General features: G+C 75.4%; 11 protein-coding genes. 7 read left to right on the top strand and 4 right to left on the bottom strand.

Going from position 1 to position 13042, the window contains the following annotated elements:
- Positions 1–104: 104 nt before the first annotated feature.
- Both ACFVNO_RS30610 and ACFVNO_RS30605 read left to right on the top strand, forming a co-directional pair.
- Complete coding sequence (locus ACFVNO_RS30610; protein WP_378897883.1) at positions 105–1835, top strand: hypothetical protein; 1731 nt, start codon at positions 105–107, stop codon at positions 1833–1835.
- A gap of 297 nt (positions 1836–2132) precedes the next feature.
- Positions 2133–2309: a hypothetical protein gene (locus ACFVNO_RS30605; RefSeq protein WP_255646493.1), complete on the top strand. Its 177-nt coding sequence runs from the start codon at positions 2133–2135 to the stop codon at positions 2307–2309.
- Positions 2310–2410: 101 nt separating this feature from the next.
- Here ACFVNO_RS30605 and ACFVNO_RS30600 read toward each other — a convergent pair whose 3' ends face one another.
- Positions 2411–3814 carry a GH1 family beta-glucosidase gene (locus tag ACFVNO_RS30600; protein ID WP_355269194.1) on the bottom strand — a complete coding sequence of 468 codons (1404 nt, stop codon included), beginning with the start codon at positions 3812–3814 and terminating at the stop codon, positions 2411–2413.
- Between the two features lie 229 nt (positions 3815–4043).
- Here ACFVNO_RS30600 and ACFVNO_RS30595 point away from each other — a divergent pair, with 229 nt between their 5' ends.
- Both ACFVNO_RS30595 and ACFVNO_RS30590 read left to right on the top strand, forming a co-directional pair.
- Positions 4044–5597, top strand: coding sequence for a hypothetical protein (locus tag ACFVNO_RS30595; protein WP_378897878.1), 1554 nt, complete (start codon positions 4044–4046; stop codon positions 5595–5597).
- Positions 5598–5644: 47 nt separating this feature from the next.
- A complete protein-coding gene (locus ACFVNO_RS30590; RefSeq protein WP_378897875.1) occupies positions 5645–6412 on the top strand; it encodes a DUF1266 domain-containing protein in 768 nt (255 codons plus the stop codon).
- 21 nt (positions 6413–6433) lie between these two features.
- On the opposite strand, the gene ACFVNO_RS30585 is transcribed toward ACFVNO_RS30590, so the two are convergent.
- The 3 genes from ACFVNO_RS30585 to ACFVNO_RS30575 form a co-directional block, all read right to left on the bottom strand.
- Entirely contained in the window at positions 6434–7501 is a 1068-nt protein-coding gene (locus ACFVNO_RS30585; RefSeq protein WP_378897915.1) for a magnesium and cobalt transport protein CorA, read from the bottom strand.
- A gap of 185 nt (positions 7502–7686) precedes the next feature.
- Positions 7687–8352: an alpha-ketoglutarate-dependent dioxygenase AlkB family protein gene (locus ACFVNO_RS30580; protein ID WP_378897872.1), complete on the bottom strand. Its 666-nt coding sequence runs from the start codon at positions 8350–8352 to the stop codon at positions 7687–7689.
- A 79-nt stretch (positions 8353–8431) separates the two neighbouring features.
- Positions 8432–10234 (bottom strand): hypothetical protein, encoded by a 1803-nt coding sequence (locus ACFVNO_RS30575; RefSeq protein WP_355269186.1) that lies wholly within the window; start codon positions 10232–10234, stop codon positions 8432–8434.
- Positions 10235–10522: 288 nt separating this feature from the next.
- Between ACFVNO_RS30575 and ACFVNO_RS30570 the strand changes: the two genes are divergently transcribed.
- From ACFVNO_RS30570 to ACFVNO_RS30560, 3 genes are all read left to right on the top strand, one after another.
- On the top strand, positions 10523–11428 hold the full coding sequence (locus ACFVNO_RS30570) for a helix-turn-helix domain-containing protein (protein WP_378897869.1): 906 nt from the start codon (positions 10523–10525) through the stop codon (positions 11426–11428).
- Positions 11429–11806: 378 nt separating this feature from the next.
- Positions 11807–12070, top strand: a complete 264-nt coding sequence (locus ACFVNO_RS30565; protein ID WP_355269182.1) for an Atu4866 domain-containing protein — start codon at positions 11807–11809, stop codon at positions 12068–12070.
- Between the two features lie 489 nt (positions 12071–12559).
- Complete coding sequence (locus ACFVNO_RS30560) at positions 12560–12985, top strand: hypothetical protein (protein ID WP_378897866.1); 426 nt, start codon at positions 12560–12562, stop codon at positions 12983–12985.
- Positions 12986–13042: the final 57 nt, after the last annotated feature.

The raw sequence follows: 13042 nt of genomic DNA, 5'->3' as shown, positions 1-13042 counted from the left end.
GCGGGGTGGGACTTTCGGGACATAGAGGGCGGGTATCGGCGTTCGCCGGGTGGACCCGCACCGGTTTCCCTAGGCTCGCTCGGAAAGATCCCCGAGGAGCCCCGATGCCCACTCCCCCGGTCCGCCCCCTCCCCCGCGACCCGTACCGCAATCTCGTCCTCCTGGCGCTGCTCACGCTGTCCGGCCGCCCGCCCGCGCACGAACTGCTGCCGAGCGCGCACCGGCTGGTGTCCCGGGCGCTGCCGTGGGGGCGGCGCAACCCCCGGGCGCGGGAGTACCCGCGGGTGCGGCTGCGGGTACTGCGGCGGGCGCTGCGCGGCAGGCGGCCGCGGCGGGGCGCGGCCGGGCTGCGGGTGTCGCCCGTGGAGGGGATCACCCCCTTCGAGCGGGCGCTGGCGCCCCTGGACGGGCTGGACCCGGCGGCGCGCGCCGGGTACGCGCTGCTGCGGGTGGAGGCGCTGGCGCCGGAGGAGGCCGCGGCGCTGCTGCGGCGGGCCGGGGCCACCGACCCCGAGGGGGCGCTGGACCGGGCTGCCGCGGTCGCCGACGGGTTCCGCCCGCCCGACCCCACCGTGGTGCGGGTCAGCGGGCGCGGGGCGCCGCCCGCCCGCGGTGCCCTGGCGGCGGCCGGGGCCGGGCTGCTCGTCCTGGCGCTGGCGGCCCTGGCCCTGACGACGCAGGCGCGGCCCGGGCCCCCGGGGTCGGCGTCCGCACCGGTGGAGGCGGCCGTCCTCACCGATGGGGACGCCTGGCGGGAGAGCTTCCGGCTGGACCTGACCGCGTGGCCCGCCCGGGGCGACGCCGTCGGCGACGAGGGTCTGGCCGACGCCGCGCTGGCCGCCTGGACCGACCACGACGGGCGGGCGCCGCGCGATCCGCGCCTGGTCTTCGCCGGCCGGGTGGACGGCCGCGACGTGGTGCTGCTGCACGACGCCCCCCGGACGGCCCGCTACACCCGGGACGGGGACGCCGAGGAGGTGGAGGTGTTCGCCGAGCCCGCGAACGGCGTGGCGAACTGGCCCGCCGTGCGCCTGTCCGAGACCGCCGCAGGCGTGCGCTACCTGCTGCCGCCGTGGGTCACCGAGGCGGCGTCGGCGTCCCTGGGCTCCGCGGAGGAGGGCTGGGCCGAGGTGCCGCGGGACGGGCACGGGGTGACCGGCCCGCTGCCCGCGGACGGGCACTGCGGCACCGGCCCGGTGCTGCGGCTGCGCGCCCCCGAGGTGGCGCACGGCCAGCCGTACACGGTGGTGGACCTGGGCGGGCCGGCCACCGCCCACCTGGGGTACATGCCGCCGCCGCCCGCCGAGATCCGCCGCCTGGGCCCGCACGAGGTCCTGGACGCCGAGCACGGGTTCGACCTGTGGGGCGAGGTCGCCTGCGCGGGCGGTCCGCCGCGCGGACCGGTGGTCACGGCGACGGCCTGGGAGTTCGCCGTACAGGACCTGCCCGGCGGAGGCTCCGGCCGGTGGGTGTGCCTGCGCTACGGCACCCACGACGGCGGCGGCCTGGCCCGTGCGGTGCTGGTGGCGACCACCGACGAGGGCACCGCGACGGTGGTCGCCGGGGAGAGCGCGGGCGGCTGGGCGTGCAGCAACCTGGACCGGCAGGTGGTGGCGGGTACCTGGTGGGAGGCCCCCGACGGCCGGTGGCACTACCTGGCGGCGGCCTCGCGCGCGGCCGCCTCCGTGCGGGTGTCGGGCGGGGCCGAGGGCGACGGCGAGGGCCCCGTGCTGGCGGTGGCCGGCCCCCGCCTCGGCGACGGCCCGCCCGCGGAGCCGGTGGAGGTGAGCGCTGTCGACGTGCGCGGCGACGCCATGACCCCGATCACCGGCTGACCCGGCGCTCCCACGGCCCGGGCGGCGCGGACGCGGGCGTCCGCCCGCAGCCGCCCGCGCTCCGGCGGCCCCGGCACCGCAAAGCCCGACCACTGGCCGCTTCCGGACAAGGAGGAGAATCCGGACAGGGCGTGTACGCCCGGTGCTCGGGTGGTATCACTGGGGTTGTCGGCCCGTCCGGACGGGAACCGCGTCGCCGTGCGCCCGCCCGCGACGGCCCCGGGCCGTAGTGAGGGTTGAACGATGTCGATCTGGTCTCGCGGCGACCGCAGGGGAAGAGTCGAGGAGGCTCTCCTCATGCTGAAGGGGCAGGGGATCATCGACGGCCTGGAGATCCTCTCCAACGGGGAGGACAAGCCCTACCGGGTGCTGCTGCCCGCCGGGCTGGTCCACATGGACGAGGACGAGGCGTCGATGTTCGCCCTGGGCGCCGTCGTGGGCGCGTTCGGCGACATCGCCCGCCGCCGGGCCTGAACCCCGCGCCCGGCGGACGCCCGCCCGCCCCGTGTGGAAGCGCCGCCCCCGTGCCGTGGGCCGGGGCGCCCTCCCGCACGGGCGCGGGCGACGGCGGGACCTCAGTCCCCGGCCCCGGCGCGGCGGGCGCGGTGGTCGGCGATGAGCCCGCGGTACCAGTGGTAGCTGTCCTTGGGATGGCGGGTCAGCTTCTCGTAGTCCACCCGCACCAGCCCGAAGCGGCGCTCGTAGCCGTAGGCCCACTCGAAGTTGTCGAGCAGGGACCACACGAAGTAGCCGCGCACGTCCACGCCCGCCTCGACGGCCGCCGCCAGGGCGGTGAGGTGGTCGTTCAGGTAGGCGATGCGGTCGGTGTCGCGGACCCGGCCGGAGGCGTCGGGGAGGTCCTCCTCGGCGGAGCCGTTCTCGGTGATGTAGATCGGCGGCAGGCCGGGGTAGCGCCGGTCCAGGTCGACGAGCATCTCGGTGAAGGTCTCCGGCACCACGGGCCAGCCCATGGTGGTGTGCCGGACGTCCTCGTAGGCGACCTGTTCGGTGCCGATGTCGACGGCGGTGCGGGCGGCCGGGTCGGGCTCGGTGTGCGGGGCGTCGCGGAGCTTGATGGGCCGGTAGTAGTTGACGCCGAGGAAGTCCAGCTCCCGTCCGATGACGGCGAGGTCGCCGTCGCGGCGCAGGGAGTCGTCGACGAGGTCCCCCCACACCTCCCTCTCGTTGTCGGGGTAGGCGCCGGCGAAGAGGGGGTCGAGCCAGACCCGGTTGTGCAGCGTGCGCGCGCGTTCGACGGCGGCCAGGTCCGCAGCCGAGTCGGTGGCGGGGACGAGGTGGTCGGGGTTGAGGGTGATGCCCACCTCCCCGGCGCCGGCCGCGCGCAGCTCGCCGACGGCCAGGCCGTGGGCCAGCAGCAGGTGGTGGGCGGCGGCCAGGGCGGGGGTGCCCTCGCGGGTGCCGGGCGCGTGGCGGCCGACGGCGTGGCCGACGAAGGCGGTGCAGAAGGGTTCGTTGAGGGTGATCCACCGGGAGACCCGGTCCCCCAGGCGGTCGGCGACGATGCGGGCGTACTCGGCGAACCGGTGCGCGGTGTCGCGGACGCGCCAGCCGCCGGCGTCCTCCAGCGCCTGGGGCAGGTCCCAGTGGTAGAGGGTGAGCGCGGGTTCGACCCCGGCGGCCAGGACGGTGTCGACGAGCCGGTCGTAGAAGTCCAGCCCCTCGGCGTTGGGGCTGCCCGCTCCGGTGGGCTGGACGCGCGGCCATGCGACGGAGAAGCGGTACAGGTCCACGCCCAGGGCGGCCAGGAGGGCGACGTCCTCCTCGTAGCGGTGGTAGTGGTCGCAGGCGACGTCACCGGTCTCGCCGCGGGCGACCCGGCCGGGGGTGCGGCAGTAGGTGTCCCAGATGGAGGGGCCGCGGCCGCCCTCGTTCGCCCCGCCCTCGATCTGGTAGGCGGCGGTGGCGGTACCGAAGAGCAGGTGCGGGGGCAAGGCGGGATACGGGGCGGGGTGGTCCATCGGCGGCCTTCCAGGTATGAGAGCGCTCCCATGCTAGGCCGGGTGATTAGTATTACCAATCCCTTTTCCGTACTCTCCTCGTCACCCTCGGCTACAGGCCCCGCCGGTCCGGCCCTCCCGGGTCACCGAACGCTCACATTCTCCGCGGAGGCGGAACCCTCGGGCCGCCGCGCACATCCCACGCCATGGCGTGCACGTGCCCGGACCCCTGGAGAGAGAAGCAACGGGAATGGACTGGATCGACTACTCACAGAACCGGCGCATCAGGGAACTGCAGGAGGACGTCAGCTCGGCCCACTCGATGCTGTACTCCGAACGCAAGAGGATGCGTTCGGAGCTGTCGAGCCTGCGCGGCGGCCTCGAACAGAGGCTGGACCGGGTCTCGGCCACCCTGGACGCCTTCATCGAGCTCAGCGACATCCGCGCCACCCTGGCCGTGTTCTCCCCGCACGCCCTGGCCAGGCACCGCGTCCTGGCCATGCTCGACGGGACGGTCCCCGCCGTCCTGGAGCTGGAGGACGTCCCCGACTACTGGCTCCCGCCCGCCGCACACGGCCTGCACGCGCTGCTCACCGGCTCCCCCGCCGGAGCGCTCCCGCACCTGGACGAGGCGGCCCGGCGCGACCCGGAGCGGGCCGCCGCCTTCTCGGTCCTGGCCGCCGCCCTCACCCGCGCCGAGTACGCCCGCACCCTGGGCGGCTCCGGCGACCTGCTCCCCCACCTGCCCGCCCCCGACGAGCAGATCAGCCGGGGACGGCGCGCCCTGTGGATCCTCACCGCCGACGGGTCCCTGGGCGAGGAGGCCCGCGAGCAGCTGCTGCTCTCCACCCTGCGGCACTGGTCGGCGCTGGGGGCCGAACCGCCCGCGCTCGACCTGTCGGCCCCCGCCGCCTCCGGGAGGTCCTCCCGCTCCGGCCGCCGCGGCGGCGGCAGCGCCCCGGACGCACAGCTGGACGCCCGCGCCGCGGCCGTGGACAGGCTCACCGCACTGCACGGGGACGTCGCCCGTATCACCGCGCTGGGCGGGGACACCGGAGCGGAGCGGACGGCGCCCGACGAGGGCAGCGCCTCCTTCCTCACCGAGGCGCTGGTCGCGCTGGTCGAGGAGGGCACCCCGGAGGAGGCCCCGCTGATCGCCCGCGCCAACGAGCTGCGCGCGGTCATCGAGAACGGCGGCGGCGGGCGCAGGCCCGGCTGGGACGATGAGGTCGGCACCGTCGCCTCCCTGCTGGCGGAGGACCTGCGCGCCTCCGGGGCCACCCCGCACCGCAGCACCTTCGCGCTGGTCCTGCAACGCCCGGCCGTGACAAGGGCCGTGGAGGACCTGCTGCGGCAGGCCTCGGCCCCGCTGCCGGAGTCCACGACCGTCACCGTCCAGGGGGTCCGGGTCGGGGTCACCGAGAACGGGCCCACCACCCCTCAGCTGAACCGGGCCGAACAGCAGCTGGCCCTCCGCTACCGCGCCGAGCACGGGGGCCGCCTCTACGTGTGGGGGCTCGGGGTGCTGGCCGCGCTCCTGGTGGTCCTGGCGCTGGTGTCCCAGGCCGGGTTCGCCTGGTTCCTGGCCGCGGGGTGCGCGCTGGGCGCCGTCGGCTTCCTCGTCCGCGACCTGCGGGAGGCCCGGTCGGCCGCGGAGGCGCGCGAGGCGCAGCTGCACCGGCTGCGGCGGGAGGCCGACCAGGCCGGGCGGCAGTGGCGTGAACGACTGGACGAGGCCAGGGCGCGGGAGGCCACCGCGCGGAAGCTGGCCGACGAGATCTCGGGCCTGCTCGACCCCCGGTAGACGGCGCTGGGATCCTGGGGCGGAAGAACCGTGAGAGGCGGATGGACATGGGCCTGTTCACCAAGAGGCCGCGGCTGCGCAGCGACCCCCGGGGCGTGTTCCAGGGACCGCTGGCGCACGCCTTCGCGAACGGGGCGCACATGCCCGTGGCCAACGGCGGGGTGTGGAACGCGATCCACTCCGCGTGCTCGTGCTGCGACGCGCGCGACGACCGCGAGAAGCTGCGTTCGGCCTGGGGCATCACCGACCACGCCGGGTGGGAGCGGGCCCTGGTGTCCCTGACCGCCGCGGACCGCGCGCCCACGGCCCTGTCCCTGGTGCTGGAGCTGCGCGCCCGGGTCGTGGACTCCCGTCCCGGGGTCCCCTTCGACGCCGGGACGTGGCCCGACCTCGTCGCGTACTGGTGCCGGGAGCGGGGCGCCCCCAGGGAGACCTACGACGAGATGGTGGCCGAGGCCGCCCGGGTGTGGGAGTACGAGGAGCGCATGGTCGCCGACGGGGTGCTGCCCCGGGGCGCGGTGGTGCGCACGGTGCGCGCCTACGACTTCGGGAGGGCCGTCAACCTGGCCCGGTGGGGCGTCAACGCCGGCTACGCCACCGAGGACATGGCCCTGCCGCACATCGTCCGGGCCGGGGCGATGTCGATGCGCCACCACGGGTCGTGGGAGGAGATGTCGGCCGGGTTCACCCTGGGCCGGGCCATGGGGTTCGACGACGGGGAGTTCGGCGTGTACTACACCGACTCGGTCAAGGCGCACCGGGTGCTGGCCACCGACCCGGAGAGCCCGTGGCGCAACCTGCCCTGGCGGATGTGAGGCGGTCCGCGCGCGGCGGGGTCACAGCCAGCCGTTGCGGCGGAAGACCAGGTACAGGCAGAGGCTGGACAGCCCCATCAGGAGCAGGGCGAGCGGCCAGCTGAACGTCCAGCCGAACCCGGTCGAGGGCGGGATGTTCATGCCGTAGACCGAGGCGATGAGGGTGGGCACCACCAGGATGCCGCCCCAGGAGGACACCTTCTTCATCGCCTCGTTCTGGGCCTGGGCGACGAGCGTGCCGTTGACCGACATGATGTTCTGCAGCAGCTGCGCGAGCGCGTCGACGCGCTCGCGCACCGCGGCCTCGTGGTCGGCGGTGTCGCGCAGGTGGCCGTACAGGTGCTCCAGCTCCCCGCGGTCCCCGCGCGGCCGGGGCCCGCCGGGGCCGCGCTGTTCGGCGGGCTCCCGCAGGCGGGCCATGAACTCCTCCAGGACCCGGCCGAGCGGGTCCACCGCGCGCTGGAGGAGGATGACCTCGCGGGCCAGCCGGTAGGTGCGCTGTGAGGTGCCGCGGGCCCCGGAGAACACCTCGTTCTCGAGCTCGTCGACGTCCTCCTGCAGGGCCGCGACGACCGGGGCGTAGGCGTCCACCACGTGGTCCAGGACGGCGTACAGCACCGCCAGGGGTCCGCGGGCGAGAAGGCGGGGCTCCTTCTCCAGGCGCGGGCGCAGGGCGGAGAGGTCCAGCCGGTCGGTGTGGGTGATGGTGATGACGAAGTCCTCTCCGGCGAACACGTGGACCTCGCCGACGCGCACCGCCTCCGCGTCCTCGTCGTACCCGGCCGGCCGCAGCACCGCGAAGAGGACGTCGCGGTACAGCTCGGCCTTGGGCCGCTGGTGGGCGACGACGGCGTCCTCCAGGGCCAGCGGGGGCAGCCGGAAGACCCGGGCCAGCTCCGCGAGCTGGTCCCGGGCGGGGTCGGCCAGGGCGATCCAGGCCATGCGGCCCGCGTGTCCGGACAGGGCCTCCCTGGCCCGGGCCGGGGTGGCGGCGGTGCCGTCGGGGCGGCCGTCCCGGTACAGGCGTATCCACATGCGGCCGGGGGCCGTGGCGCCGACCGGTTCGGCGCCCGCCCGGCCCAGGGCCAGGGTGCGTTCGGGCGAGGGGAGCCCGCCGCCCGGGTACGCGCGGGGTTCGGGGTCGTGGGATCCGGGTCCGCCCGTGTTCACGCGGGTGTCCTCTCGTCGTCGGTGGCGCCGCCGTGCACGATCCTGGCCGCCCGCGGGCCGCGGAGCGCCCCGACACGCCCGGGGCGGCGCGGGTCCGCGGGGGCTCAGGGGGCGGGGTCGGCCGGCAGGCCGGAGGCGCGCAGGGTGATGTTGAGGCGTCCCGTCAGGCCCAGGGAGGGCGGGGCGGTGCCGGGCCGGGTGCGGGGCACCCCGTGGTAGGCCAGGCGGGAGGGCCCGCCGAACACGAACAGGTCGCCGCTGCGCAGTTCCACGTCGGTGTAGGGGCGGGTGCGGGTCTCGGTGTTGCCGAACCGGAAGACGCAGGTGTCGCCCAGGCTGAGGGAGACCACCGGCTCCAGGGCCGCCTCGTCGCGGTCCTGGTGCATGCCCATGCGCGCGTCGGCGTCGTAGAAGTTGACCAGGGCGACGTCGTAGGGCGGGGTCCCGGGCGCGGGCGGGGCGCCGTAGGCGGCCTCCACCGCGCGGGCCGCCAGCGCGCCCAGTTCCGCGGGGAAGGGCCGCACCGGGGTGCCGTCGGGCAGGGTGCGCTCGTAGGTGTAGGGCCTCCAGAACCAGCCCAGTGAGGTCATGGCCACCGACATGCGGCCGCCGCGCGGCATGGTGTGGCGGAGCATCCCGGCGGGCCCGGCCGCCCACTCCCGGCAGCGTTCGACCAGGGCGGCCTGCCGCTCCGGCGGCAGCCACCCCGGCAGGTGGACGGCCCCCGGGGCGATCTCCGCCGGGGGCCCGGTGAACAGGGTGTCGCTCATGCCCCCATCGTGCCCGCCGGGAACGACGGACGCGCCCCCGCCGCGGGGGCGGGGGCGCGTCCGGGGGCCGGGGCCGGGGTCAGCGGCGCATCAGGTCGCGGATGTTGACCACGAGCAGCAGCACCACGATGAGCACCACCGGGACCGTGATGGCGATGCGCCAGTTGACGACGAACGCCGCGATGACGCCCACCACCAGGCCGACCACCACCGCCAGGACCGCCAGTCCGGTGAGGTACTGGAGGAACTTGCGGCGGGCGATCGAGTCGACCGCGGCGAAGGCGACGACCACGCCGATCATCGCGTAGAAGGTGAACTGCCCCTCCAGGAGGAACAGCGGCAGCGCGAGCGCGATCAGCAGCAGCGGGGTGCTCAGGGCCACCCACAGGTGCAGGAAGCGGGTGGTGCGCTGCTGCCCCGAGGAGTAGGGCAGGTGCGGGGCCTTGAGGTGCTCGGTCGGCCGCGGCACCAGGGGCGTCTCGGAGGCCAGGGCGCGCAGGTGGCTGTCGCGCTCGTCGGCGGTGAGGACGCGCTTCTCGTAGACGCCCGCCAGCTCCTTCTCCAGCGCGGCGATCTCCTCGGCGTAGGCGCGGGCGCGGGGCCGGGTGTTGGCCTCGCGGGCCAGGACCATGCGCGCGGAGTCGAGCTGGCGCAGGCGGTCGCGGCGCTTGACGATGTCGGCGTCGAACTCGCGGATGCGCTCCTCCAGGGAGAGGACGTGCGAGCGCAGCTCGGCGCGGGCGGCGGCCTCGGTCGGGGCGACCTTCTGCAGGCCCACCCAGGCCAGCGGGTCGGCCCAGGAGCGGCGGATGGTGCCGTCGCGTTCGTAGCGGGGGCCGCTGGGGGCGCGCTCACCGTCGAAGAAGTCGCGGGTGTCGCGGCCCCACAGGCCGCGGAACCCCTTGAGCCAGGGGGTGTCGTCGTCGATGACGACGGCGTTCCACTGCCGGTCGCCGCCCGGGCCCAGGCGTTCGCCGTCGCCGCGGGCGTAGTCGACGAAGGGGACGCCGATGCCGTGGCGGTTGATGGCGCTGTCGGCCCGGAAGATGCGGTGGGTGATCCACTTCCAGGCGTTGAGCAGGCCGCGCAGGACGGAGGGGTCGACCTGGATGAGGTAGTCGCCCGGGAGCATCTGGTGGGAGTGCGAGCCCGCGCCGACGTAGATGACGGGGTGGTCGCCGTCGCGGTGCAGGTCCGGGTCGTCCCAGCTGCGGCGCAGGTCGTCGCCGTGGTACTCGTGCGAGGAGGCGCCGACCCAGATCGGGCGGGTGGTGCCGTCGGGGTTCTCCACGACGTAGACGGTCACGCGCTCCCAGTCGGCCTCGTGGTCGTTGACGCCGCCGTAGATGGTCCGCCAGTCGTTCATCGCGTAGAAGAACCAGTACTGGAGGATGATGTAGCCGCCCTCGCGGGTGACCCGGCCGTAGTAGGTGGCGTTGCCGTCGTCCACCCGTTCCCGGTAGCGGGTCACCGCCGCGAAGGTGAGACCGCCCGGGACCGCGCCGCGGATCAGCAGGGAGAGCTTCATCAGGATGTCGAGGATGCGGCCCAGGACGCCGACGGCGGCCAGGCGGCCGCTCTTGGGGATGACCGTGCGCGAGCTGCCCCGGAAGCGGCGGGCCTCCTCGCGCAGGGTCTCCTCCTGGACGAAGCGCAGGTGCTTGTGGCGCCCGGGCCACTCCTCCTCGGCGGTGGCCAGGCGGTCGAGGTCGAGCTCTCCGACGGGGACGATGACGCGCTCGCGGCCCCCGGGCTCCTCGATCCACAGACTGCAGTTGCGTACGTAGGCGTCCACATCGGTGGGGAAGAAGAGTTCTCCCTCGGTGCACATGAGCACGGGTTCGTGGGCGCGCAGGAGTTCGAGATCAGTTTTCGCGGGCATCGTCGCGCCAGATTAGTGCATGTGGCGGGGCCGTCCGTCCCCTCCGCCCCGAGCGGGCCGAAGGCCCCGGCCGACGCCGCGCGGTGGTCTTCCCAGCTCGTGGGGACGCGGGGGGACGGCGCCCCCTCCCGGGGGCGCCGCGGGCCCCGTCGGGCACGCCTTGTGTGTCACGGATCACGGCAGCGCGCCGGGGGTGCGGGGCGTGCTCGGGAGGCCGTCGCGAGGGTGGGTGGAACGCACCCACCCTCGGCCCGCCCACACGGCCGGGGTCCGACCTAGCCTGGGTCCATGGGCACCCACGAAACGACCGGCGCGGAACCCCGGGCCACCCTGGAAGGCTTCCTGCGGGCGCGGCGGGACCGGGTCCGGCCCGAGGACGTCGGGCTGCCGGGCTCCGGGCGCCGCCGGGTGCCGGGGCTGCGCCGGGAGGAGGTCGCGATCCTGGCGGGGGTCAGCACCGACTACTACATGCGGCTCGAACAGGGGCGGGAGCGCAACCCCTCGCCCCAGGTACTGGACGCCCTGGCCCGGGCGCTGCTGCTGGACGGGGAGGCGGCCGACCACCTGCACCGGCTGGCACTGGCCGGCGGTCGGCGGAACCGGGGCGCGGCCCGCCCGGAGCGGGTGAACCCGCACCTGCTCCGGCTCCTGGACCGCTGGAGCGACACCCCGGCCTTCGTCCTGGGCGGGACGCTGGACATGGTGGCCCGCAACCGCCTGGCCGCGGCCCTGCACGCGGACTTCACGGTCACGGACAACCTGGCGCGCATGACCTTCCTGGACCCGGCGGCCCGCGGGTTCCACCGCGACTGGGACCGGTCCGCCGCGGCGGTCGTGGCGGAACTGCACAAGGCGGCGGGGGCGCGCGCGGACGACCCCCGGCTCAACGCGCTCGTCGGGGAGCTCTCCCTCAAGAGCACGGACTTCCGGACGCTGTGGGCCCGCCACGACGTCCGGGGCAAGAGCGGGGGCGCCAAGCGGCTCCACCACAGCGCGGTGGGGCCGCTGGACCTGCACTACGAGAGCTTCACGGTCAACAACGCCGACGGGCACGGGCAGCAGCTGGTCGTCTACCAGGCCGAACCGGGCAGCCCGTCCGAGGAGGCGCTCGCCCTGCTCGGCTCCCTGCACACCCTGTACCCGGAGAACGGTCCGGAGGCGGCGGGTGCGGGGACGCGCACCGGGCGGACCTGATGCGCCCCCGTCCCGGGCTCGGGGAGAAGTGCCGCGCGGTTCCCGGGAGTGGGACACCAGGGTGCACGGCGGCCTGGAACCGCGGCTCGGGCGGCACGAGGATCGACGGTGTCGTCCACCGCACGGGCCGAGGGGCACGCCATGCGTTCCGGACCCGCCGCCCGGCCGGCCGAGGCCGCGCCGGAGGAGGTCCGGCACCGGTCCGGTGACCCGGGCGCCGGTGTCCTGGCCTGCGCCGACGTGCTCGTGGAGGGGGACACCGACGGGCCGTGCGGGCGCGTACGCGGGTCCCGGACCGGGTCCCGGCCCGCGCCGTCCGCCGAGACGCCCCGCCGTCGTGGAAGTACGCCGACACGAGGAAGAAGAAGGAGGGCCGCCATGGCCGAGGAGACCACCGCGCCGCACCCGTTCGTGGGCATGTGGGTGACCGCCGACGGCTTCATCCGGCAGGAGCTGCTGCCGGACGGGCGCTACGACGAGGCGCGCGGGAACCGCCGCAGCGCCTACACCGGGCGCTACACGGTGACGGGGGACCACATCGACTACGTGGACGACACGGGGTTCACCGCCACGGGGGACGTGCGCGACGGGGTGCTGTACCACGAGCACCTGGTGCTCTACCGGGAGACCCCGGAGGGCTGAGGCCGCGCCCGCGGCCCCGGCCGGTAGGGCGGCGGGGCCGGGGGCGCCCCGGAACGGCGCCCCGGCCCCTCGGACCTCCGTCGAACCGGCACACCTCCGGGCCGAGTAAGCGGCGGCCCGGCCGAATGCACAATGCCGGGCCGGGCGGGGCCGGGCCCCTCGGGCCCGGCGGAGCGGTGCCACTGGGACGGCGACCCGGTGACCCCGACCGGGGGAAGAGCGCGGCGCGAGGCCGCGCCTCAAGGCCTCAAGGTCAGGCGGGGCGGGGGCGGCCACCCCGTCGGGCTCGCAGGAGCGCGCCTGGGCGGTGCCCCGGCCCTTCGGGGGGCTTCGGCCAACCGGGGGCGCCCCGGATCCGGGCGGTGGCCCGATCGGGTGCTCCTGCGTCGGGTCGGGGTCTTCGCTCCTCATCCACAGCTCCGGAAAGTACTTGCCAAAGTGGAAAGTGAGTGCGACCCTGGAAACAGGTTCGAACACCGGAGGTGGGATATGCGGCAGGACGAGGCACTGGACGCCCTCGAGCAGGCGGAGACCCTCAAGGCCCGCATGGGCGGGCAGGGCCGCTGGTACGCGGCCTTCGGCGCGGGGTACGCGGCGATGAGCTGCGCCCTGATCCTGGCGTTGGGCCTGCTGCCCTCCCCCCAGGCGCTGCCGTGGACGATGGGCGCCTTCGCCGTGGTGCTGGCGCTGCTCCTCACCTACGCGCTGACCCGGCCCGCGCAGCCGCGCAACCTGGGCGTGCTGCACCTGGGCATGATGGGCGCCTGGACCGTCATCTACCTGGTCACCCTCGTGGTGGGGATCAACCTCTTCCCCGGCGTGACCGCCTGGTGGGTCTCGGGTGCGCTGCTGAGCTGCCTTCCGCCGCTGACGGTCGCCTACATGGCGCTGCGGCAGAGCGGGAACCCACGATGAACCACCCGCGCAACCGCCTGGACGAGGTGATCCACTCCCCCGTGCGCTTCTCGGTGG

The organism is Nocardiopsis sp. NPDC057823 (assembly GCF_042797335.1).
Lineage (GTDB): Bacteria > Actinomycetota > Actinomycetes > Streptosporangiales > Streptosporangiaceae > Nocardiopsis > Nocardiopsis changdeensis.
The sequence above is the reverse complement of the archived record's forward strand: the minus strand, read 5'-3'. Positions and strand labels throughout refer to the sequence as shown.